Genomic DNA, 25,073 nt, shown 5'->3' on the forward strand with positions numbered 1-25,073 from the left:
GTCAGGCTCCGACGGGAGCGGTCGTGGGCGCCGGCGGCTTCGCCGCGAGCATGCGCTCGAGGGCGACGCGTGCGGGCTCGGCGACGTCGGCCGGCACCTGGATGCGGTTGACGACGCGCCCGGCGACGAGCTCCTCGAGCACCCAGGCGAGGTAGCCCGGGTGGATGCGGTACATCGTCGAGCACGGGCAGACCACCGGGTCGAGGCAGAAGATCTCGTGCTCGGGGTGCTCGGCCGCGAGCCGCTGCACGAGGTTGATCTCGGTGCCGATCGCGAAGGTCGACCCGGCGGGCGCGGCCTGGATCGCCTTCACGATGAAGTCGGTCGAGCCCGCGGCGTCGGCCGCGTCGACGACCGGCATCGGGCACTCGGGGTGCACGATGACCTGCACCCCGGGGTGCGACGCGCGCGCGGCGGCGATCTGGTCGACCGTGAACCGCTTGTGCACCGAGCAGAAGCCGTGCCAGAGGAGGACGCGGGCTTCGGCGAGCTCGTCGGCCGAGTTGCCGCCGAGGGGCTTCCGCGGATTCCACATCGGCATCCGCTCGAGCGGCACGCCCATCGCCTTGGCCGTGTTGCGGCCGAGGTGCTGGTCGGGGAAGAACAGCACGCGCTGCCCGCGCTCGAAGGCCTGCTCGAGCACGACGCGCGCGTTCGAGGAGGTGCAGACGATGCCGCCGTGCCGCCCGACGAAGCCCTTGAGTGCCGCCGACGAGTTCATGTACGTGACGGGCACGACGGGCACCCGCCCCGTGGCATCCACCGCGTCGAGGTCGCCGTAGACCTCGGCGAGCTGCTCCCAGCACTCCTCGACCGAGCTCTCGTCGGCCATGTCGGCCATCGAGCAGCCGGCGGCGAGGTTCGGCAGGATCACGGCCTGCTCGGGGCGGGAGAGGAGGTCGGCGGTCTCGGCCATGAAGTGCACGCCGCAGAACACGATCGCCTCGGCGTCGGGCCGGGTGAGCGCCGCGTTCGCGAGCTGGAACGAGTCGCCCACGAAGTCGGCGTGCTCGACGACCTCGTCGCGCTGGTAGAAGTGGCCGAGCACGACGACGCGGTCGCCGAGCGTCGCCTTCGCGGCGCGGATGCGCGCGTGCAGCTCGTCGTCGCTCGCGAGCCGGTACGCCTCGGGCAGTGCGCCCTGGCGGGGCGACCCGGTCGGGATGACGTCGCCCATCGAGGCGCCCGGGCCGTAGCCCGCGGGGCCGGCGTCGAACTCCCACGGGCCTGCTGCGAGCTCGGGCGCGCAGCTCGCGCCCTCGGTCGCGCCCGCGGCGATGAGCTTCAGGCTGCGGTCGACGGATGCTGCGCGGCGGACGTCGGGGGTCGTGATGGTCATGAGGCGGGCCTCTCGCTCTGGAACGGTTCTCGGGCGTCGGCCGTGCGGGCGGCCGAGGGGTCGTAGCGGTACAGCTTCGGCGGGCGGTGCGCGACGCCGGCCTGGAACTCGCCGGTCTCGCGGAGCCGGCCGGAGGCGATCATCGTGCGCCGGAAGTTCGCGGGGTCGAGGCTGCGCTGGAGCACGGCCTCGTAGATCTCGCGCAGCTCGGCGAGGGTGAAGGTGCCGCCGAGGAAGGCGTGGGCGATCTCGGTGTACTCGACCTTGGTGCGCAGACGCCAGAGCGCGTACTCGACGATGCGGTTGTGGTCGAAGGCGAGGGCGGGCAGGGTGTCGGCGGGCACCCAGCGCACGTTCGGGCCGGCGACGGCTCGCGCCGCCTCGTCGCTCTGCACGAGCGCCCAGTAGACGACGGAGACGACCCGGGCGTCGGGGGAGCGGTCGACCTCGCCGAAGGTGTAGAGCTGCTCGAGGTACTTCGGGGCGAGCCCGGTCGTCGCGCGGAGCGTACGGGCGGCGGCGACCTCGAGCTCCTCGTTCACGGGAAGCCAGCCGCCGGGCAGCGCCCAGAGGCCGAGCTGCGGCTCGCGGGTGCGCCGGACGAGCGGGGTCCAGAGCACCGCCCGGCCCGCGGCGTCGGGGCGCAGCGCGAAGATCACCGTCGAGACGGCGAGCCTGGTCGGTGCGTCGGGCTGATGCGGCATCCCGTACTCCCTTCGTGACCTCCGACGGCTTCGAGTCAGACTGACTCGAAGTGCGATGGACGCCAGCTTACAGTCATCGTGACCAGAAGTCGAACTCGGTGGATGCGCTGACCGGGGATCCGTGCCGCCACTGATGCCGGGGCGACCGCCCGGCGGGCAGCATGAGGCATCCCGAACCCCGATCGCCCTGGAAGCGAGGCGCCGCAATGCGCAAGCTCTACCTCACCGTCACGATCCTCTTCGCCGCCGGCGTCATGCTGCAGCTGTACCTCGCCGCGGTCGGCGTCTTCTCCGACCCCGAAGACGAGCTCTTCGCGATCCACGGCACGACCGGCCGCATCGTGCTGCCGATCCTCGCGCTGCTCCTGATCATCACCGCCGCGCTCGCGAAGGCCGGCAGGCGAACGATCTGGCTCTCGGCGCTGCCGCTCGTCCTGCTCGTCGTGCAGACGCTGCTCTTCGTGCTCACGGGCGCCCTCTTCGGCCTCGGCCCCGACGACCACACCGCGCCGCCGCTCGGCGCGACGCTCATGGTGTCGCTGCACGGCCTGAACGGCGCGATCATCCTCGTCACGGCGATCGTGCTCGTCGGCCGGGCGCGCAAGCTCGTGCGGGAGGGCCGCCCGGCCTCGCCGGCGGTCGACGGCGGTGCGGATGCCTCGGCGCAGGTCCCGAGCGCGGCGCCGGAGCCGGTGGCCGATGCCGCGGCCGATCCCGCAGCACGACGCTGAGCGCATCGAGTCCGCGGTCACGGTGAGGAGGGCGCGATGACCACCGCCGCCCTCCTCGCCGCGTACGCGGTCGCCGTGCTCGCCGCAGCCGGCGCGCAGCTCGCCGCCGGCTTCGTCGCCGCGGGCGCTGCCCGCCCGCCGACCGGGCGCGAGCGGTGGCTCGTCCTCGGCCTCGTCGCAGGGGCGGCGCTCGCCGTGATCGTCGCGACCCTCGCCGCGGTGCTCCTCGCCGGTCGCGGGTGGTGGTTCGCCGGCGAGAAGCTGCTCGTCGTGCTGCCCTTCACGGCGGCCGGCGTCGTCTGCGCGATCGTCGGACTCGCGCGCTGGCGGCGCGAGCCGGCCGCGCCCGGCCCACGGGTGCTGCTGCTCGGCGCCGGCCTCGCCGTCGCGAGCGGTGCGGCCGCGTGCTGGATCGTCGGCTACCCGCCGTCGCCCGTCGCCACGGCGCTGCTCGCCGTGCTCGTGCTGCTCGGCACCGGTCTCGCCTGGGCGGTGCTCGCCCGCCGGGGCCGCGCGATCGTCGGGTTCGCCGGCATCGCGGCGATCGTGCTCGCCGGCTCGCTCGGCTGGGTGTGGCTCGCCGACACGGCCCCGCCCTCGATCGAGGCGTCGGCCGGCCACACCCATGCCGGTGGCGAGGCGGGCCCGGCGGCCACGGCCGGCGCGGGCGCCGAGGCATCCGCCGTCGTCTCGGTCGACGATCTGCGCACGCCCGACGGGCTCGACGCCCCCGTGCACCGGGTCGAGCTCGAGGCCGCGCAGCGCGAGGTCGCCCTGTCGAGCGGCACCGAGCTCTCGGTCTGGTCGTTCGGCGATCGACTGCCCGGGCCCGAGATCAGGGTGGCCGAGGGCGAGCTCGTCGAGGCGACGCTCCGCAACCGCGACATCGAGGACGGCGTCACCCTGCACTGGCACGGCGTCGACGTGCCGAACGGCGAGGACGGGGTGGCGGGCGTCACGCAGGACGCGGTCGTGCCTGGCGGCGAGTTCGTGTCGCGCTTCGTCGCCGACGCCCCCGGCACGTACTGGTACCACACGCACCAGGTCTCGTCGGAGGGGGTGCGCCGCGGCCTCTACGGCATGCTCGTCGTCGAGCCGGCGGGCGGCGTCGCCGAGGCGCTCGACCTCGCCGTGCCGGTGCACACGATCGGGGGCGCCGTCCTCCTCGGGGGCGACGACGGGGAACAGGTGCAGGCGGTCGAGCCCGGCACCGCCGTGCGGCTCCGCGTCGCGAACACCGACCGCACGCCGCTGCGGGTCGCGGTGGGCGGGGCGCCGTTCCGCGTCGTCGCCGTCGACGGACGCGACCTCGCAGGCGGCCGCGAGGTGACGGGCGAGGCCGTGCGGCTCGGCGCAGGGGCCCGCGCCGACCTCGTCTTCGAGATGCCCGACGGCGAGGTGCGCCTCGGCGTCGACGCGTCGGACGACTCGGCGCTCGTGTTCCGTCCGGCGGCGGGCGCCGCTCCGGCGGAGGCGCGGGTCCCGGCTGCGGGCGACGCGGCGGCCGATGCCGACGTGTCCGCGCTCGCCCCGGCCGAGCTGCCCGAGCTCGACCTGCTCGACTACGGCGAACCGTCGGCGACGCGGCCGGGCGAGGTGCCGGCCGAGCTCGGCGAGGCCACCGTCGCCGCCGAACTCGTGCTCGACCGCATGCCGAGGTTCGTCGGCGGCGCACCGAACTACGCGTACACCGTGAACGGACGCGTGTTCCCGCACATCGAGCCCATCGAGGTCTACGAGGGCGACGTCGTGCGACTCACGATCGCGAACCGCGGGTTCGAGGTGCACCCCATGCACGTGCACGGCCACCACGTGCTCGTGCTCTCGCGCGACGGCGAACCGGCACGCGGGGCCCCGCTCTGGCTCGACACCGTCGACGTGCGCCCCGGCGAGGTGTGGGAGGTGCTGCTCGTCGCCGACAACCCCGGCATCTGGATGGACCACTGCCACGACCTCGAGCACGCCGCCGCGGGAATGATGATGAGCCTCGCCTACCGCGGCGTCGAGACGCCGTACGAGCACGACGCGCACGGCAACCGGCCCGAGTAGGCGGGGCGCGGGCCTCGTGCGGACGCCGTTCGGCAGCGCGTCAGTCGCCGGCGCAGCGCCCGTTCGGCATGACCGAGAGCAGGCGCGCGAGGCCGGCGTAGCCGCCCGACACGACCGTCGGCTCGTCGTACCGGCACACGACGTCGCTCGCGATCGCGGCGTCGAACCGCGCGCGGCTGAGATCGGAGAGCGCCCAGCCGAGCGGCGGCACGACGCCCGGCGTGGAGTCGGGCGCGACGACGACGGTGCCGCCGGGCAGCACGTCGTCGCCGTGCAGCCAGTCGAGCGCGTCCTCGCACGACTCGCCCTCGGGCCCGTCGGGGCAGGCGCCCGCCGCCGAGAGGGTGATGCGCTGGATCCACGAGTCCTCGGCCGTCAGGTTAGTCTTGGCCGCGCCGCCGGTGATGGGCACGAGCGGCTCCGACTCCGCCCGGGCCACGTCCTCGGCGAGGTCGTAGCCCTGCGTGTTGCGCAGGTAGACGAGGGTCGGCAGCAGCCAGGGCTCGCCCTCGGCGCGATGGGCGTTGTGATCGGCGATCTCGTGCGAGATGAGCGGCGAGAGGTCGGCGAGGGCGGCGAGCGAGGTCGGCTCGACGTAGCCGCCGTCGACGAACTGGGCGCCCTTCGCGACGTCGCACCTGCCGTCGCCCGGCAGCCCGCCGGTCGGCGTGATGACGGCGAACCGCGCCGACAGCATGACCGCCGTCGACCAGTCGAGCGACATCAGGCACTCGGAGATCGACTCGGGGTCGCTCTCGTCGTTCACCTGCAGGTCGCGGAACCCGAGCATGGAGGGGTTGCCGCCGATCGCCTCGCAGTCGGAGGCCTGGTCGACGATCGAGGGCTCGATGTTGCGCACCCCGGCCTCCTCCGCCGCCCCCGAGACGAACGGCGCCTGGTCGACGAGCAGACGGCATCGCGAGACGACGTCGGTCGAGCTCAGGATGAGCGACCCCGTGAGGGGCGAGATCTCGGGCGAGAACTGCTCGGCGAGGGTGGGCGAGCCGCGCTCCCAGAGCGCCTCGACGAACGCCGCGCGGTCGCGCCAGCGCCACTCAACGGGATCGTCGGACTCGGGCCCGAGGTCGAGGAAGGAGGGGATGCGCACGCCGGTGCCCGCGGCGAAGGCGTCGCCCACGGTGAGCCCGAGCACCGCCGTCGAGACGACGTCGGGCCCGGAGGTCTTGCGGGCGGACTCGAGGATCGCCGTGCGCTCGTCCGCGCGGAACCCCGGGTCCATCGCCGCCTCCGCCGCCGAGGCGGGGTCGGCCTGGTCGAGGGCGCCGACCCGGTCGGCGTCGATCGTCGAGGCGATCGCGAGCCCGAGCGAGCCGCCGCTGATGCCGTTCGCGACCAGCCCCGACGTCGCGGCGCAGCCGTCGAGCTCGGCGAGCGCGGCCGCCGTCCAGTAGGCGGCCCGGATGCCTCCGCCTTCGGCGGCGATGAGGAAGACGGGGCGGACGGTGACCGGTTCGTCGCTCCCGGCCGGGCGGGGCCCGAGTTCCTCGGTGATGTCGATCGCGCAGTCGTCCTGCTGCAACGCGTCGAGCCGCTCGTCGATCGTCGTGGGAAGTCCGCTCGCGACCTCCGCCGCCCCGTCGTTCGACACCTGCACCGCGTGCAGCGCCGCGTCGGCGGCGATCGACGAGACCACGATGTTGACGACGAAGGGCACGAGGAAGCCGAGGGTGAGCACGGGCGGCGCCTTCAGGCCCAGCCAGCGGAACGGGGCGATGAGCTCGCGGGGCTGCACGATGATCGTGAACGCACCGAACACCGTCACCCAGGCCGAGATCGCGACGAGCGCCGCGGCGACGCTGCCGATGCCCCAGCCGAGCCAGCTCGGCACGACGAGGGCGAGCGCGAGCACGATCGCGCCGATCACGAACGCGGCCCACTCGACGGGCCCGGCGTCGGCGACCTCGGCGGCCTCGGCGTCGGATCGTTCGTCCGCGGCGGCGTCGGCCCTGCTCGACGCGGCCTTCGCGGCGATCGCCGCCCTGGCGTCCTTCTCGGTCGTCTCCGCCGCCGAGACGGGGTCGAGGGCCGCGCGGCCCCAGTTCCACTTCCGCACCCGCGGCAGCAGCCGGGGCACCGCGACGGCGATGGCCGAGCCGAGGAGCACGACGGGCACCGACCAGGCGAACGTCGAGGGCACGCCGGGGTCGATGCCGAGCACGAAGGGGATGAAGAACGAGCGCACGACGCCGATCGCGCCGACCGCGATGACCAGCACGGCGAGCGCGTCGCCGACGATCCAGCTCGCGGCCGCGCGCTCGGGGTCGTAGTCGAGCCGATCCTCGCGGGGGGCGTCCTTCGGCGGCATGAAGACGGCGGCCAGCACCGGCACGGCGCCGGTGGTGACGAGGACGCTGAGGAAGGTCGGCAGGTGGACGCCCACGGGCCCGCCCGTCGCGAGCGCGACGACGAGCGCGACGAGGCCGGCGGCGAGCACGACGCCGGGCGCGATGCACCACGGGGCGGCCGCGTCCCAGCGACTCGTGGCACGTCGACGATGCAGCCGGAGGACCCGGACCTCGACCATGAGCCTGGTGCGACGCCGGCCGAGGACGAAGTTCACGAGCGCCGTGGCGAACAGCGCGACGCCCGCCCACAGCGCGTGGGTCCAGCCGAGGCGGTCGGCCCACTGCCGCTGCACGTCGGGCAGCTGGTCGAGGAGGTCGGACGCGGGGATGCACGACAGCACGGCGATCACCGCGATGGCGAGCGTCGCGAGCCGATGCACCCAGAGCGCCTCGACGATCCGCGCGAACCGCGGGCGCAGCTCCGCCCGGTAGTCGGGAAGCCGGAGGATCGCGACCACGAGCACGACGAGGGAGACCACCTTGAAGAGCGTCGGGATGATCATCGCCACCCCGGCTCCGGCCGCGACCGCGGCCGAACCGGCCATGACGCCGCTGCCCGCGACGATCTGCGCCACGTTCTCGGCGACCTCGCTCACGAGGTAGAGGGCGAGCGCGAACTCGGGCACTCGGCGCGGCCGGTCCTCGACCACGACGCGGATGGCGCGCCGGGCGATCTTGAAGATCGCCAGCACCAGCGCGAAGTCGATCACCGCCGAGGCGACGATCCAGAACCCGATCTGGTCGTGCAGCGGCGCCTCGGCCCAGCGCGACCAGCTGTCGCGCTGCGTCACCGACAGCGGCGTGAGCAGGACGTTGAGCGAATGGCTGCGGCCGTCGGAGCCGGGCACGCTCGTGATGAGCCGGTCGAGCTCGCCGAGCACCACGGCGACGAGCGAGGCGAGCACGAGCCACGAGAGCAGCGACCCGGCGCCGCGCCAGCGTTCGTCGAGTCGTGCCGCGGCGAAGGCGGGATGGGCGAACCCCTGGCTCGGCGAGACCGCGCGAGCGGGCGTCGACGCGCGCGTCGGTGCTGTCTGCTGCGACACTTCGGCCTCCAACGAAGCGAACCCTGACGGTGCGAGCCTAGCCCCGCCGCCGCCGGGGCGTGTAGCCCCAGCACGCGGGGTAGCGGGGGTCACGACGTCGCGGCCGCCGGCGCTCGCCGCTGCTAGGATCGCGGTACAACCTCATACCGGGCCATCGACGCGTCGCGGGAGAGCCGGCAGCACCGTTCAGGCGAGCAGCGCCGGCACCGAAGGAGCAAGCCTCCCTGCCAATCTCTCAGGTCTCACACCGCGACGACGAGGCCACTCTGAAAAGTGCTCCGCACGAGACCCGGTCTCGACGGGGCCGCCCACGGTGAAAGCGCGTCAACGCGTGAAACTCTCAGGCTCATGACAGAGGGGGAGTTCTCATGCGGCATCCGCCGCACGAATCGCGACCGCGCGCACTGCTCTTCGCAGCCGCCAGTCAAGGAGAACTCGTGACGAACGACCCCGGTACCACCGCCCCCGCCGAGGAGCGCCGCAGCCCGCTCGACGCCGTGCACCGCGCCGCGGGCGCGAGCTTCACCGACTTCGCCGGCTGGCAGATGCCGGTGCGCTACTCGAGCGACCTCGCCGAGCACCACGCCGTCCGCACCACCTCGGGCATCTTCGACCTCTCGCACATGGGCGAGATCGTACTGATCGGCCCGCAGGCGGCCGCGGCGCTCGACCACGCCCTCGCGGGCAAGCTCTCCGCCATCGAGATCGGCCAGGCGAAGTACTCGCTGCTGCTCGCGGCCGACGGCGGCATCATCGACGACCTCGTCGTCTACCGCACGGGCGACGACCGCTACATGGTCGTCGCCAACGCGTCGAACGCGGCGGTCGTGGCCGACGAGCTGCGCACGCGCGCCGCCGGCTTCGACACGGTGGTGTCCGACGAGAGCGACGACGTCGCGCTCATCGCGCTGCAGGGGCCCGACGCCCGCGCCGTGCTGCTCGAGACCCCCGGGTTCGGCGTCGACGGCCCGGGCAACGACGAAGAGGATTTCGACGCGCAGATCGCCGCGCTGAAGTACTACCGCGCGTTCCCCGCCACCTTCGACGGCCAGCCCGTGCTCGTCGCCCGCACGGGCTACACCGGCGAGGACGGCTTCGAGCTCTACGTCGCCCCCGAGCGCGCGGCGCGCCTCTGGGAGGCGCTCGTCGAGACCGGCGGACCGCGTGTGGTGCCGTGCGGGCTCGCGAGTCGCGACACGCTCCGCCTCGAGGCCGGCATGCCCCTCTACGGGCACGAGCTCAGCCGTGACATCCTGCCCGTGCAGGCCGGCCTCGGCCGCGTCGTCGCCCTCGCGAAGGAGGGCGACTTCATCGGTCGCGCCGCCGTCGAGCAGGGTCCCGCCGCGGACGCCCCGGTGCTCGTCGGCCTCGCGGCCGAGGGTCGCAGGGCGCCCCGCGCCGACTACGAGGTCTTCGACGGCGACGGGGCCGACGCGGCCCGCGTCGGCGTCGTGACGAGCGGCGCGCTCTCGCCGACGCTCGGCCACCCCGTCGCGATGGCCTTCGTCAGCCCCGCGCTCGCCGAGGCCGGCACCGCCCTCTTCGTCGACGTGCGCGGCACCCGCATCCCCGCCACCGTCGTCGCCCTGCCGTTCTACAAGCGCGCCTCCTGATCCCTGCGCCCCGGTCCCGACGGCCGGCGGCGCGAACCACGAGTCATCCACACCACAAGGAGCACCCCATGACCGACCTCAACGCACTGCACTACACCGAAGAGCACGAGTGGATCGCGATCGACGGCGACGTCGCCACGATCGGCATCACCGACTACGCGGCCGAGAAGCTCGGCGACGTCGTCTACGTCGACCTGCCCGCCGCGGGCACCGCCATCACCGAGGGCACCGTCGTCGGCGAGATCGAGTCGACGAAGTCGGTCGGCGAGCTCTTCGCCCCCGTCAACGGCGAGGTCGTCGAGGCGAACCAGGCCGTCGTCGACGCCCCCGAGCTCGTGAACAGCGACCCCTTCGGCGAGGGCTGGCTGCTGAAGGTGTCGACCTCGAGCCTGCCGAAGCTCCTCACGCGCGACGAGTACACCGCGCTCACCGGAGAGTAAGGACCCGATCCGATGACCACGCCCTCCTCCGCCTTCGACCTCGACGCCTTCGGGCGCCGTCACATCGGCACCACCCCGAGCGACCACGCGCTCATGCTCGCCGAGCTCGGCTACGACTCGCTCGAGGCGCTCATGTCGGCCGCGGTGCCGTCGTCGATCCGCATGGGGGAGGTGCTGAACTCCGCGATCCCCGCTGCCGCGACCGAGCGCGAGGCGCTCGCCGAGCTCGCCGCCCTCGCATCGCAGAACACCGTCCGCACGCCCATGATCGGCCTCGGCTACTACGGCACGGTCACCCCCGCGGTGATCCAGCGCAACGTGCTCGAGAACCCGAGCTGGTACACGGCGTACACGCCGTACCAGCCCGAGATCAGCCAGGGCCGCCTCGAGGCGCTCATCAACTTCCAGACGATGGTCGAGAACCTCACGGGCCTCGACATCGCGAACGCCTCGATGCTCGACGAGGGCACCGCGGTCGTCGAGGGCATGCTGCTCGCCCGTCGCGGCTCGAAGTCGACGTCGAACCGCTTCATCGTCGACGCCGACGCGCTCCCGCAGACGAAGGCGCTGCTGGTCTCCCGCGCCGAGGCCGTCGGCATCGAGCTCGTCGAGGCCCCGCTCTCCGAGGGCACGGATGTCTCCGCCTTCGGCGAGCACTTCGGCATCCTCGTGCAGTACCCCGGCGCCTCGGGGCGGGTCTGGGACCCGTCGGGCGTCATCGCGGCGTCGAAGGCGCAGGGCGCCCTCGCCGTGGTCGCCGCCGACCTGCTGGCGCTCGCCCTCGTCACGAGCCCGGGCGAGCACGGCGCCGACGTCGCCGTCGGCACCTCGCAGCGCTTCGGCGTGCCGATGGGCTTCGGCGGCCCCCACGCCGGGTACATGGCCGTGCGCAAGGGCCTCGAGCGCCAGATGCCGGGCCGACTCGTGGGCGTCTCGCAGGACGCGGCCGGCCACCCCGCCTACCGCCTCAGCCTGCAGGCCCGCGAGCAGCACATCCGCCGCGAGAAGGCGACCTCGAACATCTGCACCGCCCAGGTGCTGCTCGCCGTGATGGCCTCGATGTACGCCGTGTACCACGGGCCCCGTGGCATCCGCGCCATCGCCACCCAGACCGCCGGCAAGGCGAAGCTGCTCGCCGGCTGGCTCGACGACCTCGGCCAGCGCGTCGCGCACGACGCCTACTTCGACACGCTCGCGGTGCACGTGCCGGGCCTCGCGAAGAACGTGGTCGCCCGCGGCCGCGAGCTCGGCGTGCTCCTGTGGGAGGCCGACGAGGCGACCGTGTACGTCTCGGTCGACGAGACGACGACGCTCGACGAGCTGCACAGGGTCGCCCAGGCCTTTGGCGGCCCCGAGGAGCGCGAGCTCGACGGCCCGATCACCGAGAGCGCGATCCCGGCCGCGCTCCGTCGCACGAGCGCCTACCTCGAGCACCCGGTGTTCAACACGCACCACTCCGAGACGCAGATGATGCGCTACCTCAAGCAGCTCGCCGACCGCGACTACGCGCTCGACCGCGGCATGATCCCGCTCGGCTCCTGCACGATGAAGCTCAACGCGGCCACCGAGATGCAGGCCGTCACCTGGCCGGCGTTCGCGAACCTGCACCCGTTCGCGCCCGAGGCCGACGTCGTCGGCTCGCTCGGCCTCGTCGAGCAGCTCGAGTCGTGGCTCGCGGAGGTCACCGGCTACGACACCGTCTCGCTGCAGCCGAACGCGGGCAGCCAGGGCGAGCTCGCCGGGCTCCTCGCGATCCGCGGCTACCACCTCGCCAACGGCGAGGGCGAGCGCGACGTCTGCCTCATCCCGTCGAGCGCGCACGGCACGAACGCGGCCTCGGCCGTGCTCGCGGGCATGCGCGTCGTGGTCGTCGCGACCGACGAGCTCGGCAACGTCGACCTCGACGACCTGCGCGCGAAGATCGCCGAGCACGCGGCATCCATCTCGGCCCTCATGATCACCTACCCGTCGACGCACGGCGTCTACGAGCACGAGGTGAAGGCGATCACGCAGGCCGTGCACGACGCCGGCGGCCAGGTCTACGTCGACGGGGCGAACCTCAACGCCCTGCTCGGCTACTCGCGCTTCGGCGACTTCGGCGGCGACGTCTCGCACCTGAACCTGCACAAGACGTTCTGCATCCCGCACGGCGGCGGCGGCCCCGGCGTCGGCCCGGTCGCGGCGAAGGCGCACCTCGCGCCGTACCTGCCCGGCCACCCGATGGCGCAGCGCGCCGACCACGCCGGCGGCTTCGTGCACGGCGGCGGGCCGGTCTCGGCGGCCCCGTACGGCAGCCCGTCGATCCTGCCGATCTCGTGGGCGTACGTGCGCATGATGGGCTCGGAGGGCCTCAAGCAGGCGACCGCCTCGGCGGTGCTCGCGGCGAACTTCGTCGCCTCGCGCCTGCGCGAGCACTTCCCGGTGCTCTACACGGGCGACAACGGGCTCGTCGCGCACGAGTGCATCCTCGACCTGCGCCCGCTCACCGCGGAGACGGGCGTGAGCGTCGACGACGTGGCCAAGCGCCTCATCGACTACGGCTTCCACGCGCCGACGATGTCGTTCCCCGTCGCGGGCACGCTCATGGTCGAGCCGACCGAGTCGGAGGACCTGGCCGAGCTCGAGCGCTTCGTCGAGGCGATGGTCGCGATCAAGGCCGAGGCCGACGCCGTCGGCCGCGGCGAGTGGCCGGCCGACGACAACCCGCTGCGGAACGCGCCCCACACGGCCGAGTCGGTCATCGCGGGGGAGTGGGAGCACCCCTACACCCGCGAACAGGCCGTCTACCCGGTGCGCTCGCTCGTGCGCAACAAGTACTGGGCCCCGGTGCGCCGCATCGACCAGGCGTACGGCGACCGCAACCTCGTGTGCGCCTGCCCGCCGGTCGAGGCCTTCGCGTAGCACCTCGCGCGAGCTCGGTCAGCTCGGGAGCCCGCCCCACACGGCGCGGGCTCCCGAGTCGCCGATGAGCACGAGCAGCACCATCGTGCCCGCCCCGACGACGACGGCGGCCACGGCCAGGCCGATCCGCACGGCGCGGGCCGCGCCGGGCGAGTCCCGGCGCACCCGCTCGTCGCCGTAGCGGAACCATGCCCATTGGCCCGCCGCGACGGCGAAGAGCGCGACGGCCCACGGCAGCAGCATCTCGCCGAATCCCTGATGCCGGGCGACGGCGGGCAGGGGGCCGAGCACCGCGGCGAGCGATCGGCCCGCGGCGACCGTGACGGGCACGAGCACGAGCACGAGTGCCGCGCCCAGCGCGGTCACGATTCCGAGCCGGCGCCTCGCCTGCGGCCAGAACGTGCCGAGCAGCAGGGCGAGTACCGTGAGCGGGGTGAGCACGACCACCGCGTGCACGATGAGCGGGTGCAGGGGAAGGCCGGCGACCTGGATGAGGTCGTCGGAGGCGAGCACCGCCGGTGTCATGGGTTCCATGCCCAGAACACGTCGCGCACGGCCGCCCGGTTCACCCCGCCGTCGAGGTGAACCTTCCGGAGCTCCCTCCCGTTCTCCGTGCAGAGCACAGGAGGTGGTGGATGCCCCGCGACGATGAGCCGCTCGATGACGACCACCGGCTGGTCGCGCTGTACGAGGCGCACGGCCCGTCGGTCTGGCGCTACGTCGTGCACCTCACGGGCGACGCGGCGGGCGCCGACGACATCGTCCAGGAGACGCTGCTCCGAGCCTGGCGGAGTCCGCGCATCATGGCGCAGGAGCCGGCGACGACGAGGTCCTGGATGATCACCGTCGCCCGGAACCTCGTCATCGACGACGCCCGCAGCGCCCGCCGGCGCCACGAGATCGGCGTCGCCGAAGCGCCCGAGCCGGCGGCGGGGCCGATGCGGGACGCGACCGACGCCCTGTTCGAGAGCCTGCTGATCGAGGAGGCCCTCGCGACGCTGAGCCTCGAGCACCGGGCCGTGATCGTGCACGCGTACTACGGCGGATGCAGCGTGGCCGAGGTCGCCCGACGACTCGGCATCCCGGAGGGTACGGTGAAGTCCCGGCTGCACTACGGCCTCCGGGCGCTGCGGCTCGCACTGCAGGAGAAGGGGGTGACGCGATGAACCCGGATCACGCGCGCTTCGCGGACTGGGACTCCGCCTACGTGCTGGGCGCACTCTCGCCGGCCGAGCGGGGCGAGTACGAGCAGCATCTCGAGGGCTGCGAGCGATGCCGTCGCGCGGTGGCGGAGCTCGCCCCGGTGCCGGGCCTGCTCGCCCGCCTCGAGCCCGAGCGGGCCGCGGCGCTGCTCGGCGAGTCGTCCGACCTCGCCGCCGGGCCTCGAGGCGACCTCGTCGACGCGGTGCGGCTGGAGGACCGCCGGCGTCGTCGTCGCCGGAACCGCACGTGGTGGGTCGCCTCGGCGGCGGCCGCCGTGCTCCTCGTCGCGGCGATCGCGCTGCCGTTCGCGCTCGCACGCCCGTCGCCCGCCGAGTCGGTGGCGTTCGACTCCGTCGCCGAGGTGCCGCTCACCGCGACCGCGACGCTCACGCAGGTCGCGTGGGGCACGAGGATCGAGCTCGACTGCCGCTACGCCGACGCCGACGGGGTGGAGGCGCCCGCCGGCGGCTGGCCGTACGCCCTCGTCGTCGTCGGGCTCGACGGCGAGCGCACGGACGTGTCGAGCTGGCGCGCGAGCCCCGGCACCGCTGCCCGGCTCTCCGCGGGCGCGGCACTCGACCTCGACGAGATCGCGTCGCTCGAGATCCGCGCGATGGGCTCCGGCGAGGTGCTGATGCGGAGCGCGGTCGACTGACCCGGTGAACCATCGGGCGCCCGTTCTCGTGCTCACTGCAGGGCCGCGACCGCGGCCGGAGCCAGGAGAGAGGGACCTCGCATGAACACGCGCATCGCATCAGGAATGGCCGCGCTCGGCCTCGTCGTCGCGCTCGCGGGCTGCACGGGCACGTCGGGCGGATCGGGGACGTCGGACGACTCGGGCTACGGGGGAGAGACGTCGACGTCGACCGAGGCGCCCGACACCGGTGCCGCGTCGGCGGGCGCGGCGCTCGCGACCGCGGACTCGTCCCTCGGCGAGATCGTCGTCGACGGGGAGGGCATGACGGTGTACATGTTCGACACCGACACGCAGGGCGGCGACGCGAGCAGCTGCGAGGGGCAGTGCGCGACGAACTGGCCCGCGGTGACGACCGACTCCGACACCCCCGAGGTCGAGGGCGTGACGGGCGAGATCGGCACGATCACGGGCGTCGACGGCTCGACGCAGCTGACGCTCGACGGATGGCCGCTCTACACCTTCGCGGGCGACAGCGCCGCGGGCGACACGAACGGACAGGGCGTGAACGGCGTGTGGTGGGTGCTGAGCCCCGCCGGGGAGAAGATCGGCGGCTGACCGGTCGGGGTCACGCGGGGCGCGGGGCGGCGGCGTGCCGCCCGCGCTCCGGGTAGTCGCGCCGCGAGGGCGCGACGACGAGGGCGTCGCGCCGTGCGATGACGCGCTCGTGCGCCTCGCGGATCTCGGTCTCGACATCGGGCGCCCTGAAGCGGCGGTCGGTGGCGCGGGCGGCGAGGTGGCCGGCGGCGAAGGCAGCGGCGAGGTGCATGGTTCCGTTCCGTCTCTCGTTCTCCGGCGATGCCGGGGTCCCTCGTGGCGAGGGTTCCCCCATGCTCGCGATCGGCACGGATCGACGGATCAGGGTGGCCACGTGGGGCACCCCCGGGAGTACACTGAGATTCTCTCGGGATAGCCGCCCAGGGTGCCCCGAGGGCATTCGCACGGGGAGGTGCCGCATGCCGAGCATCGACATGATCGCAGGGATCGCGTTCATCGCGACGTTCATCGTCGTGAGCGTCGCCACCGCCGACACAGCGGGGCTCGAGCAGCGCCTGCGCCGCCGCGGCAGCGTCGCCGAGTCGGCCGCGGCCATGCGCCACGCGCAGGACGTCATGGACTTCGCCCGCGGCGGCTACCTCGGGGTGGTCTGCACGCCGAGCCGCCGCTCGCTCCACCTCAGCGGCGACCTCGACGCGGACGCCCGCACGTCGGTCGCCGCGCCGCCCGAGACGACCGTGGCCGAGGCCGCCGGACCGCTCCGCCCCGCCCCGAGCGCCCGGCACCTGGCCCCGCGCCGCCGACTCGTCCGCCGGAGGATCGCGCGGGGCATCCGCACGCTCTTCGGCCCGGCCGGCCGCGCGACCGCGCCGACCTCGCCGGCGGTCACTCCGCCGGCGGCGCGAAGAGCGCCGGCCACCACGCGGCCGCCAGGGGGTAGCCGATGAACGACACCATGTCGAGCACCCAGTGCGCGACGACGAGCGGCATCGTGCGCCCCCAGCGCTGGTAGCACCACCCGAACACGACCCCCATGAGGACGTTGCCGACGAACGGCCCGAAGCCCTGGTAGAGGTGGTAGGTGCCGCGCAGGAGCGCGCTCGAGACGATCGTCGCCCACGGGCCGACGCCGAGCTCGCGGAGGCGCGTGAAGAGATAGCCGACGACGATGACCTCCTCGACGAGCGCCGCCTTCAGCGCCGCGAGCACGAGGATCGGGATCGTCCACCAGTGCGTGTCGAGCGGTGACGGCACCACCGCGACGGTCACGCCCGCGGCGCGACCGATCGCGTACAGCGCGAGCCCGGGCACGCCGATGACGGCGACGAGCGCGAGGCCGGATGCCACGTCGCGACCCGGTCTCGTGAAGTCGAGGCCGATGCGCCGGAAAGGACTTCCGCCGGGGCGCCAGAGCAGGTAGAGCACGAGCGCCACGACGAACAGGCCGAAGAACACGTCGAGGAACTGGTAGGTGAGGTCGAGCCACTCGCGGCTCGAGCGCGACTGGTTGATCGCGGCCGACTGCTCGGCCAGCGGGCGGGTGTCGGTGACCCGCGCGATGATCGAGACGATCGAGTAGACGGCCGATGCCCCGAGCGAGAGGCCGAGCACGATGGCGAGCTCGATTCGCAGTCGTCGTGCATCAGGCATGCTGCAATCCTCGCATGCGGGGGTCAGACGCAACGATCGTGCGTCGTCGCGGCGTTCTGTGTCGCTCCCGGTGACGCTAGGTTGCGCATCGGTAACGGTTTCCGTCTCGACTTTGCTTCTCAGGGAACGATTCGTAGTCTTGCACCACGAAGCGCACAGTGCGGTCACGAGCCGCTCTGCCCCCGCGCACATCTCACAGGAGGAACATTGAAGATCAAGAGAATCGGCGTTGCAGCCATTGCTCTTGCTGCAGCCGGCGCACTGGTGCTCACCGGTTGCACGAGCGGCGGCGGAACCGAGGCCACCTCGCCCGCCGGTGACCCGGACGCGATCATCACGACGAACGGCTCCGAGCCGCAGAACCCGCTGATCCCGACCAACACCACCGAGACCGGTGGCGGCAAGATCATCACGTCGCTCTTCGCGGGCCTCGTTTCGTACACCGCCGACGGTGAGATCGAGAACGACGTCGCCGAGTCGATCGAGTCCGACGACTCGCAGCACTGGACGGTCAAGCTGAAGGAAGGCCAGACCTTCACCGACGGCTCCGACGTCACCGCGAACTCGTTCGTCGACGCGTGGAACTACGGCGCGCTCTTCAGCAACGCGCAGGGCTCGTCGTACTTCTTCGACAACATCGAGGGCTTCTCCTACGAGGCCGACTCGGAGCTCACGGGTCTCAAGGTCGTCGACGACCTGACCTTCGAGGTCACCCTCACCGCCCCCGAGGCCGACTGGCCGCTGCGCCTGGGCTACTCGGCGTACTCGCCGCTGCCCGAGGTCGCGTTCGAGGACATGGAGGCCTTCGGCGAGAACCCGATCGGCAACGGCCCGTACATGCTGGCCGAGGAGGGCGCCTGGGTCCACGAGGAGCGCATCGACCTCGTGACCAACCCCGACTACGACGGCGTTCGCAAGCCCGCCAACGGCGGCCTCTCGATCGTCTTCTACGCTTCGCAGGACTCGGCCTACGCCGACGTCCAGGCGGGCAACCTCGACGTCCTCGACGCCGTGCCCGACTCGGCGTTCGAGACCTACGAGGACGAGTTCGGCGACCGTGCGGTCAACCAGCCGGCTGCCATCTTCCAGGGCTTCAACATGCCGTACTACCTCGAGCACTGGAGCGGCGAAGAGGGCAAGCTCCGTCGTGCCGCCATCTCGATGGCGATCAACCGCGACGAGATCACCGACGTGATCTTCCAGGGCACCCGTACCCCGGCGACCGACTACACCTCGCCGGTCATCGCGGGCTGGACCGACCAGCTCGAGGGCGCTGAGGTCCTCGAGTTCAACCCCGACGAGGCCAAGAAGCTCTGGGCCGAGGCCGACGCGATCGCCCCGTACGGCGACACCGTCTTCGACCTCGCGTACAACGCCGACGGCGGCCACCAGGCGTGGGTCGACGCGGTCGTGAACTCGATCGCCAACACCCTCGGCATCCAGGCCGTGGGCAAGCCCTACCCGACGTTCGCTGCGGCCCTCGACGACCGCACCAACGACAAGCTGACCGGTGGCACGCGCGCCGGCTGGCAGGGCGACTACCCCTCGATGTACAACTTCCTCGCCCCGCTCTACCAGACCGGTGCCGGATCGAACTACGAGGACTACTCCAGCGAAGAGTTCGACAACCTCCTCAAGGAGGGCGCTGTCGCCGCTTCGGTCGAGGACGCGACCGCGATCTACCAGCAGGCTCAGGAAGTCCTGCTGAAGGATCTCCCCGCGATCCCGCTGTGGTACTCGAACGTGACCGGCGTCTCCGCCGACACGGTCGACAACGTGGTGTTCGGCTGGGACTCGGTGCCGCTGTACCACCAGATCACCAAGGGCTGAGACGTCACTCTCGTCTATAATCCCGTTTAGCATTGATGTCCGGGGCGACAACGCCCCGGACATCATGCTGATATCCGATCGATTCTGTGATTGCGGCCCAAAATGCTCTCAGCACTACACCCTGAGGAGCGCTGATGCTCTGGTACACCGGAAAGCGCCTCCTCCAAATCATCCCCGTGCTCCTCGGAGCCACCTTCCTCATCTACTTCATGGTCTTCGCCATGCCGGGCGACCCGATCGCGGCGCTCTACGGCGACCGCCCGCCGGCCCCCGGCGTGATCGACCAGATCCGCGAGCAGTACCACCTGAACGATCCGTTCATCGTGCAGTACTTCTACTACCTGATCGGGATCTTCCAGGGCGACTTCGGCGTGACCTACTCGGGTCAGCCGGTCAATGAGGTGCTCGCCCGCACCTTCCCGGTGACGATCCGCCTCGCCCTCCTCGCGATCTTCTTCGAGATGGTCGCCGGCATCACCGTCGGCCTCATCAGCGGCCTGCGCAAGGGCGGCATCTTCGACGCGACCGGCCTCGCGGTCAGCCTCGTGCTGATCTCGCTGCCGATCTTCGTGCTCGGCTTCGTCGCGCAGTACTTCATGGGCATCCAGTGGGGCTGGTTCAGCCCGACGGTCGGCACCGGAGCACCGCTCGAAGACCTGATCCTGCCGGCCATCGTGCTCGCGACGATCAGCTTCGCCCAGATCGTGCGATTGACGCGCTCCTCGGTCATCGAGACCTCCGGCCTCGACTTCGTCCGGACGGCGTACAGCAAGGGGCTCACGCGACGACGCGTCGTCCCCGTGCACATCCTCCGCAACTCGCTGATCCCGGTGGTCACCTACCTCGGCACCGACTTCGGCACGCTGCTCGTGGGCGCGACCATCACCGAGGGCATCTTCAACGTGCCCGGCGTCGGTCGCACCCTGTATCAGGCGGTCATTCGAGGCGAAGGCCCCACGGTCGTGTCCTTCGTGACGATCATGGTGCTGCTGTACCTCATCGTGAACCTCCTGATCGACCTTCTCTACGCCGTGCTCGACCCGAGGATCCGCTATGCCTGACACGTCTTCATCGAAGCCCCGCATCGAGCACTACGTCGCTCCGCTCGAGGAGACGCCGCTCGAAGCCATCGACTCGGTCAAGGCCGAGGGCAAGCCGTCGAACCTCTGGATCGACGCATGGCACGACCTGCGCCGCCGCCCGATGTTCTGGATCTCGTCCGCGCTGATCCTGCTCATCGTCTTCGTCGCGCTCTTCCCGGGCCTGTTCACGAACGAGTCCCCGAACGAGGGCTGCCTGCTGGCGAACAGCAACGGCGCCCCCGTGCCGGGGCACCCGCTCGGGTTCACCCGCCAGGGCTGCGACGTCTTCGCGCGCATCGTCTACGGAGCCAGCACGTCGCTGTCGGTCGGCATCATCGTGACCATCCTCGTCTTCACCCTCGGCGTGCTCTTCGGCGCGTTCGCGGGCTACTACGGCGGATGGGTCGACGGGGTGCTCTCGCGCCTCGGCGACATCTTCTTCTCGATCCCCTACATCCTCGCCGCCGTCGTCATCATGTCGGTGCTCGCGAACTACCGGAACGTGTGGGTCATCTCCCTCGCGATCGGCATCTTCGCGTGGCCCGCGACAGCGCGTGTGCTGCGATCCGAGATCCTGCGCGTCAAGAACTCCGACTTCGTCACCGCCGCCACGGCGATCGGCGTCTCGCGGTTCAAGATCATGTGGGCGCACGTGGTGCCGAACTCGATCGCCCCGGTGATCGTGATCGCGACGATCTCGCTCGCGGGCGCGATCGTCGCCGAGGCGTCGCTCTCGTTCCTCGGCGTCGGACTCCCCTCGAGCATCATGTCGTGGGGCAATGACATCGCCCAGGCGCAGACGACGCTCCGCACCGCCCCGCAGGTGCTGATCTACCCGTCGATCGCGCTTTCCCTGACCGTGTTCTCGTTCATCATGCTCGGTGAAGTCATTCGAGACGCACTCGACCCGAAGGCGAGGGCACAGCGATGAGCACCCCCCTGCTCCAAGTCAAAGACCTCGAGGTCGCATTCCGTACCCAGACCGGCCTCGTGCAGGCGGTCCGCGGTGTGAGCTTCACGCTCGAACGCGGCTCCAGCCTCGCGATCGTCGGCGAGTCGGGCTCGGGCAAGTCGACGACCGCGCACGCGATCATCAACCTGCTGCCCGGCACCGGCCACATCTCGGGTGGGCAGATCCTGCTCGACGGGCAGGACCTGGCGAAGGCTCCGCAGAAGGAGATGGAGGACATCCGCGGTCGCAAGATCGGCTTCGTCCCCCAGGACCCGATGTCGAACCTCAACCCCGTGTGGTCGATCGGCTTCCAGGTCGAGGAGGCGATCCGTGCGAACGGCATCGCCAGCGGCCGCAAGGAGGTCAAGCAGCGCGCGATCCAGGTGCTGAAGGAGGCCGGCCTGCACGATGCCGACCGGCGTCTCAAGCAGTTCCCGCACCAGTTCTCGGGCGGCATGCGCCAGCGCGTGCTCATCGGCATGGGCCTCGCGGCCAACCCGCAGCTCCTGATCGCCGACGAGCCAACCTCGGCGCTCGACGTGACGGTGCAGCGGGTCATCCTCGACCACCTCGAGTCGCTCACCCGCGAGCTCGGCACGACGCTGCTGTTCATCACGCACGACCTCGGCCTCGCGGCCGAGCGCGCCGAGCAGCTCCTCGTCATGTACAAGGGCCAGGTCGTCGAGTCGGGCCCGTCGGCGCAGATCCTGCAGAACCCGCAGCACCCGTACACGCAGCGACTCGTCGCCGCGGCTCCGAGCCTCGCCTCGCGCCGCATCCAGGCGACGGGCAGCATCGCGGCTGCGGAGTCCTCGATCGCGACCGACGCCTCGTCGGCGGCGGGCGAGGCGATCGACCTGCTCGCGACGGCCGAGGCACGCGCCGAGGCGCTCGAGGCCGCGGCCTCGCAGCCGCCGGCGATCGTGGTCGAGAACCTGACGAAGGTCTTCAAGATCCGCGGCTCGGGCGACTTCACCGCGGTCGACGACGTCTCGTTCCAGATCGCGAAGGGCACCACCACGGCGCTCGTCGGCGAGTCGGGCTCGGGCAAGTCGACCGTCGCGAAGATGCTGCTGAAGCTGGAGGACGCGACGAGCGGCAAGATCGTCGTCGGCGGTCACGACCTCGCGAGCGTGAGCGGCAAGGAGCTCTTCGGACTCCGCAGCCGCATGCAGCCGGTCTTCCAGGACCCGTACGGTTCGCTGAACCCGCTGCGCAACATCGGCAACACGATCGCCGAGCCGCTCACGACGCACAAGATCGGCACGCCCAAGTCGCGTCGCGATCGCGTGTTCGAGCTGCTCGACCAGGTGTCGCTGCCGCGCACCCTGGTGAGCCGCTACCCGAACGAGCTCTCGGGCGGCCAGCGGCAGCGCATCGCCATCGCGCGTGCGCTCGCCCTGAAGCCCGAGATCGTCATCCTCGACGAGGCGGTCTCCGCGCTCGACGTGCTCGTGCAGGCGCAGATCCTGCGCCTGCTCGCCGAGCTGCAGGCCGAGCTCAACCTGACGTACCTCTTCATCACCCACGACCTCGCGGTCGTGCGCGTCATCGCCGACAACGTCTGCGTGATGCAGAAGGGTCGCATCGTCGAGGCGGCGTCCACCGACGAGGTGTTCGACAACCCCAAGGAGCAGTACACCCGCGACCTGCTCGCGGCCATCCCGGGCGCGAACATCAAGCTCGGAGCGTAGCCCTCCCGGTCCAGAACGCCCGGCATCCGATCCTCGGATGCCGGGCGTTCGGCATTCACCCGGGTGCGCACGGTAGGATTGCTTGGCGCGAACCGTCGATTCACGGTCGTCCGCGCTCCCACAGACTCCCATCCAGCGCATCCGCGGCGCCCGGCCGAGCCCGTTTCCGGGTGGTCGATCAGACCGGATGCCTCACCGCGAGGAACCCATCCATGGCGAACGCCACCCGTAACTCCCTGCGCAACGTCGCAATCGTCGCGCACGTCGACCACGGCAAGACGACGCTCGTCGACGCGATGCTCAACCAGACGAACTCCTTCGACGCGCACGCGCACATCGAGGAGCGCGCGATGGACTCGAACGAGCTCGAGCGCGAGAAGGGCATCACGATCCTCGCCAAGAACACGGCGATCACCTACAACGGCGTGCACGCGGGCGGCGAGCCCATCACGATCAACGTCATCGACACCCCCGGTCACGCCGACTTCGGCGGCGAGGTCGAGCGCGGCCTGTCGATGGTCGACGGCGTCGTCCTCCTCGTCGACGCGAGCGAGGGCCCGCTGCCGCAGACCCGCTTCGTGCTCCGCAAGGCGCTCGAGGCCCGCATGCCGGTCATCCTCCTCGTGAACAAGACCGACCGCCCCGACGCGCGCATCGACGAGGTCGTCGCCGAGAGCCAGGACCTGCTGCTCGGCCTCGCGTCCGACCTGGCCGACGACGTGCCCGACCTCGACCTCGACGCGATCCTCGACGTGCCGGTGGTCTACGCCTCGGGGCGCAACGGCGCCGCGAGCCACGAGAAGCCCGAGAACGGCGAGCTGCCCGACAACGACGACCTCGAGCCGCTGTTCGAGGCGATCCTCAAGCACATCCCCGCGCCGACCTACGACGACGAGCACCCCCTGCAGGCGCACGTCACCAACCTCGACGCCTCGCCGTTCCTCGGCCGCCTCGCGCTGCTGCGCGTGCACCAGGGCACCATCAAGAAGGGCCAGACGGTGGCGTGGGTGCGTCACGACGGCTCGGTGCAGAACGTGCGCGTGACCGAGCTCTTCCTGACCAAGGCGCTCGACCGCTACCCGGCCGAGAGTGCCGGCCCCGGCGACATCGCCGTGGTCGCGGGCTTCGAGGACATCATGATCGGCGACACCCTCGCCGACCCCGAGGACGTCCGTCCGCTTCCGGTCATCGCGGTCGACGAGCCCGCCATCTCGATGACGATCGGCACGAACACCTCGCCGCTCGTCGGCAAGGTCAAGGGCCACAAGCTCACCGCCCGCATGGTCAAGGACCGCCTCGACCGCGAGCTCGTCGGCAACGTCTCGCTGAAGATCGTCGACATCGGCCGCCCCGACGCGTGGGAGGTGCAGGGCCGCGGCGAGCTCGCGCTCGCCATCCTCGTCGAGCAGATGCGTCGCGAGGGCTACGAGCTCACCGTCGGCAAGCCGCAGGTGGTCACGAAGCAGGTCGACGGCAAGACCCACGAGCCGTACGAGCACCTCACGATCGACGCTCCCGAGGAGTACCTCGGCGCGATCACGCAGCTGCTCGCCGCCCGCAAGGGCCGCATGGACAACATGTCGAACCACGGCACCGGCTGGGTCCGCATGGAGTTCATCGTGCCGAGCCGCGGCCTCATCGGCTTCCGCACCGAGTTCATGACCACGACCCGCGGCACCGGCATCGCGAACGCGATCTCGCACGGCTACGACGCGTGGGCCGGCCAGATCGTCACGCGCAACAACGGCTCGATCGTCGCCGACCGCGCGGGCGTCGTCACGCCGTTCGCGATCATCGCCCTCCAGGAGCGCATGACCTTCTTCGTGAACCCGACCGAGGAAGTCTACGAGGGCATGGTCATCGGCGAGAACTCGCGCGCCGACGACATGGACGTCAACATCACGAAGGAGAAGAAGCTCACGAACATGCGTTCGTCGACCGCCGACACCTTCGAGTCGATGACGCCCTCGCGCCAGCTCTCGCTGGAGGAGTGCCTCGAGTTCGCCCGCGAGGACGAGTGCGTCGAGGTCACCCCGACGGCCGTGCGCATCCGCAAGGTCGAGCTCGACGCCACGGCGCGCGCACGCATCACCTCGCGCCTGAAGAAGCAGGGCTGATCGGCAGCACCGACGTCGCAGAGCGCGGATGCCACGGGGGAGACCCCGTGGCATCCGCGTTTTCGCATTCGACGGGGTGCCCGGCTTCTATGCATGCGTATCGGAGGTTTCTCCCAGAATCGCTGCGTACGGTACATGAGTTCGTCTCGACATCGAGAGAACTT

The 25,073-nt window shown here is 71.5% G+C and carries 20 protein-coding genes and 1 riboswitch; of the genes, 14 read left to right on the forward strand and 6 right to left on the reverse strand.

All coding sequences use genetic code 11. The features are described 5' to 3' along the window. Window position 1: 1 nt before the first annotated feature. A complete protein-coding gene (gene nadA, locus ACFVSL_RS08935; protein WP_386940302.1) occupies window positions 2-1,339 on the reverse strand; it encodes a quinolinate synthase NadA in 1,338 nt (445 codons plus the stop codon). Continuing rightward, window positions 1,336-2,043 (reverse strand): NUDIX domain-containing protein, encoded by a 708-nt coding sequence (locus ACFVSL_RS08940; protein ID WP_386940303.1) that lies wholly within the window; start codon window positions 2,041-2,043, stop codon window positions 1,336-1,338. The genes nadA and ACFVSL_RS08940 overlap by 4 nt, the downstream gene beginning before the upstream one ends. 206 nt (window positions 2,044-2,249) lie before the next feature. On the opposite strand from ACFVSL_RS08940, the gene ACFVSL_RS08945 reads away from it, so the two are divergent. Continuing rightward, window positions 2,250-2,774: a DUF6220 domain-containing protein gene (locus tag ACFVSL_RS08945; RefSeq protein WP_386940305.1), complete on the forward strand. Its 525-nt coding sequence runs from the start codon at window positions 2,250-2,252 to the stop codon at window positions 2,772-2,774. 36 nt (window positions 2,775-2,810) lie between these two features. Next, window positions 2,811-4,823, forward strand: a complete 2,013-nt coding sequence (locus ACFVSL_RS08950; protein ID WP_386940307.1) for a multicopper oxidase domain-containing protein — start codon at window positions 2,811-2,813, stop codon at window positions 4,821-4,823. Between the two features lie 40 nt (window positions 4,824-4,863). On the opposite strand, the gene ACFVSL_RS08955 is transcribed toward ACFVSL_RS08950, so the two are convergent. Further along, window positions 4,864-8,235, reverse strand: a complete 3,372-nt coding sequence (locus ACFVSL_RS08955) for a hypothetical protein (RefSeq protein ID WP_386940309.1) — start codon at window positions 8,233-8,235, stop codon at window positions 4,864-4,866. A gap of 155 nt (window positions 8,236-8,390) precedes the next feature. After that, window positions 8,391-8,495: riboswitch (glycine riboswitch) on the forward strand. Window positions 8,496-8,672: 177 nt separating this feature from the next. Between ACFVSL_RS08955 and gcvT the strand changes: the two genes are divergently transcribed. From gcvT to gcvP, 3 genes are all read left to right on the forward strand, one after another. Further along, the gene (gene gcvT / locus ACFVSL_RS08960; protein ID WP_386940310.1) at window positions 8,673-9,848 is read left to right on the forward strand and encodes a glycine cleavage system aminomethyltransferase GcvT; all 1,176 of its coding nucleotides are present in this window, start codon (window positions 8,673-8,675) and stop codon (window positions 9,846-9,848) included. Between the two features lie 68 nt (window positions 9,849-9,916). Then, window positions 9,917-10,288, forward strand: a complete 372-nt coding sequence (gene gcvH, locus ACFVSL_RS08965; protein WP_386940312.1) for a glycine cleavage system protein GcvH — start codon at window positions 9,917-9,919, stop codon at window positions 10,286-10,288. A gap of 12 nt (window positions 10,289-10,300) precedes the next feature. Continuing rightward, window positions 10,301-13,189: an aminomethyl-transferring glycine dehydrogenase gene (gene gcvP, locus ACFVSL_RS08970; RefSeq protein ID WP_386940314.1), complete on the forward strand. Its 2,889-nt coding sequence runs from the start codon at window positions 10,301-10,303 to the stop codon at window positions 13,187-13,189. 18 nt (window positions 13,190-13,207) lie between these two features. Here gcvP and ACFVSL_RS08975 read toward each other — a convergent pair whose 3' ends face one another. Further along, window positions 13,208-13,723 carry a DUF2231 domain-containing protein gene (locus ACFVSL_RS08975; RefSeq protein ID WP_386940316.1) on the reverse strand — a complete coding sequence of 172 codons (516 nt, stop codon included), beginning with the start codon at window positions 13,721-13,723 and terminating at the stop codon, window positions 13,208-13,210. A gap of 101 nt (window positions 13,724-13,824) precedes the next feature. On the opposite strand from ACFVSL_RS08975, the gene ACFVSL_RS08980 reads away from it, so the two are divergent. The 3 genes from ACFVSL_RS08980 (at window position 13,825) to ACFVSL_RS08990 (ending at window position 15,644) form a co-directional block, all read left to right on the forward strand. After that, on the forward strand, window positions 13,825-14,355 hold the full coding sequence (locus tag ACFVSL_RS08980) for a sigma-70 family RNA polymerase sigma factor (RefSeq protein WP_386940318.1): 531 nt from the start codon (window positions 13,825-13,827) through the stop codon (window positions 14,353-14,355). Then, entirely contained in the window at window positions 14,352-15,047 is a 696-nt protein-coding gene (locus tag ACFVSL_RS08985; protein WP_386940320.1) for an anti-sigma factor family protein, read from the forward strand. The genes ACFVSL_RS08980 and ACFVSL_RS08985 overlap by 4 nt, the downstream gene beginning before the upstream one ends. 81 nt (window positions 15,048-15,128) lie before the next feature. Beyond that, the gene (locus ACFVSL_RS08990) at window positions 15,129-15,644 is read left to right on the forward strand and encodes a hypothetical protein (protein ID WP_386940322.1); all 516 of its coding nucleotides are present in this window, start codon (window positions 15,129-15,131) and stop codon (window positions 15,642-15,644) included. Between the two features lie 10 nt (window positions 15,645-15,654). Here ACFVSL_RS08990 and ACFVSL_RS08995 read toward each other — a convergent pair whose 3' ends face one another. Next, the gene (locus ACFVSL_RS08995; protein ID WP_386940324.1) at window positions 15,655-15,855 is read right to left on the reverse strand and encodes a hypothetical protein; all 201 of its coding nucleotides are present in this window, start codon (window positions 15,853-15,855) and stop codon (window positions 15,655-15,657) included. Between the two features lie 187 nt (window positions 15,856-16,042). On the opposite strand from ACFVSL_RS08995, the gene ACFVSL_RS09000 reads away from it, so the two are divergent. After that, the gene (locus ACFVSL_RS09000) at window positions 16,043-16,531 is read left to right on the forward strand and encodes a hypothetical protein (RefSeq protein WP_386940326.1); all 489 of its coding nucleotides are present in this window, start codon (window positions 16,043-16,045) and stop codon (window positions 16,529-16,531) included. Here ACFVSL_RS09000 and ACFVSL_RS09005 read toward each other — a convergent pair. Then, window positions 16,470-17,234: a CPBP family intramembrane glutamic endopeptidase gene (locus tag ACFVSL_RS09005; RefSeq protein WP_386940327.1), complete on the reverse strand. Its 765-nt coding sequence runs from the start codon at window positions 17,232-17,234 to the stop codon at window positions 16,470-16,472. The two genes, ACFVSL_RS09000 and ACFVSL_RS09005, sit on opposite strands and share 62 nt — an antisense overlap. Before the next feature lie 207 nt (window positions 17,235-17,441). Between ACFVSL_RS09005 and ACFVSL_RS09010 the strand changes: the two genes are divergently transcribed. The 5 genes from ACFVSL_RS09010 (at window position 17,442) to typA (ending at window position 24,909) form a co-directional block, all read left to right on the forward strand. Beyond that, window positions 17,442-19,064: an ABC transporter substrate-binding protein gene (locus tag ACFVSL_RS09010; protein WP_386940329.1), complete on the forward strand. Its 1,623-nt coding sequence runs from the start codon at window positions 17,442-17,444 to the stop codon at window positions 19,062-19,064. Between the two features lie 134 nt (window positions 19,065-19,198). Further along, complete coding sequence (locus tag ACFVSL_RS09015) at window positions 19,199-20,125, forward strand: ABC transporter permease (RefSeq protein WP_386940331.1); 927 nt, start codon at window positions 19,199-19,201, stop codon at window positions 20,123-20,125. Continuing rightward, complete coding sequence (locus tag ACFVSL_RS09020; RefSeq protein ID WP_386940333.1) at window positions 20,118-21,077, forward strand: ABC transporter permease; 960 nt, start codon at window positions 20,118-20,120, stop codon at window positions 21,075-21,077. Before ACFVSL_RS09015 ends, ACFVSL_RS09020 begins: the two co-directional genes overlap by 8 nt. Continuing rightward, entirely contained in the window at window positions 21,074-22,792 is a 1,719-nt protein-coding gene (locus ACFVSL_RS09025) for a dipeptide ABC transporter ATP-binding protein (RefSeq protein ID WP_386940334.1), read from the forward strand. The genes ACFVSL_RS09020 and ACFVSL_RS09025 overlap by 4 nt, the downstream gene beginning before the upstream one ends. A gap of 212 nt (window positions 22,793-23,004) precedes the next feature. Then, window positions 23,005-24,909, forward strand: coding sequence for a translational GTPase TypA (gene typA / locus ACFVSL_RS09030; protein WP_386940335.1), 1,905 nt, complete (start codon window positions 23,005-23,007; stop codon window positions 24,907-24,909). Window positions 24,910-25,073: the final 164 nt, after the last annotated feature.

Origin of the sequence: Agromyces sp. NPDC058064, assembly GCF_042885275.1 — a bacterium.
Classification (GTDB): Bacteria; Actinomycetota; Actinomycetes; order Actinomycetales; family Microbacteriaceae; genus Agromyces.

Bases quoted from the DNA above. Each gene is read 5' to 3' on its own strand.
- nadA (WP_386940302.1), bottom strand. From the start codon at position 1,339: ATGACCATCACGACCCCCGACGTCCGCCGCGCAGCATCCGTCGACCGC.
- typA (WP_386940335.1), top strand. From the start codon at position 23,005: ATGGCGAACGCCACCCGTAACTCCCTGCGCAACGTCGCAATCGTCGCG.
- ACFVSL_RS08985 (WP_386940320.1), top strand. From the start codon at position 14,352: ATGAACCCGGATCACGCGCGCTTCGCGGACTGGGACTCCGCCTACGTG.
- ACFVSL_RS08950 (WP_386940307.1), top strand. From the start codon at position 2,811: ATGACCACCGCCGCCCTCCTCGCCGCGTACGCGGTCGCCGTGCTCGCC.
- ACFVSL_RS09005 (WP_386940327.1), bottom strand. From the start codon at position 17,234: ATGCCTGATGCACGACGACTGCGAATCGAGCTCGCCATCGTGCTCGGC.
- ACFVSL_RS09000 (WP_386940326.1), top strand. From the start codon at position 16,043: ATGCCGAGCATCGACATGATCGCAGGGATCGCGTTCATCGCGACGTTC.
- ACFVSL_RS08995 (WP_386940324.1), bottom strand. From the start codon at position 15,855: ATGCACCTCGCCGCTGCCTTCGCCGCCGGCCACCTCGCCGCCCGCGCC.
- ACFVSL_RS08990 (WP_386940322.1), top strand. From the start codon at position 15,129: ATGAACACGCGCATCGCATCAGGAATGGCCGCGCTCGGCCTCGTCGTC.
- ACFVSL_RS09015 (WP_386940331.1), top strand. From the start codon at position 19,199: ATGCTCTGGTACACCGGAAAGCGCCTCCTCCAAATCATCCCCGTGCTC.
- gcvP (WP_386940314.1), top strand. From the start codon at position 10,301: ATGACCACGCCCTCCTCCGCCTTCGACCTCGACGCCTTCGGGCGCCGT.
- ACFVSL_RS08945 (WP_386940305.1), top strand. From the start codon at position 2,250: ATGCGCAAGCTCTACCTCACCGTCACGATCCTCTTCGCCGCCGGCGTC.
- ACFVSL_RS09020 (WP_386940333.1), top strand. From the start codon at position 20,118: ATGCCTGACACGTCTTCATCGAAGCCCCGCATCGAGCACTACGTCGCT.
- ACFVSL_RS09025 (WP_386940334.1), top strand. From the start codon at position 21,074: ATGAGCACCCCCCTGCTCCAAGTCAAAGACCTCGAGGTCGCATTCCGT.
- ACFVSL_RS08980 (WP_386940318.1), top strand. From the start codon at position 13,825: ATGCCCCGCGACGATGAGCCGCTCGATGACGACCACCGGCTGGTCGCG.
- gcvH (WP_386940312.1), top strand. From the start codon at position 9,917: ATGACCGACCTCAACGCACTGCACTACACCGAAGAGCACGAGTGGATC.
- ACFVSL_RS08975 (WP_386940316.1), bottom strand. From the start codon at position 13,723: ATGGAACCCATGACACCGGCGGTGCTCGCCTCCGACGACCTCATCCAG.
- ACFVSL_RS08940 (WP_386940303.1), bottom strand. From the start codon at position 2,043: ATGCCGCATCAGCCCGACGCACCGACCAGGCTCGCCGTCTCGACGGTG.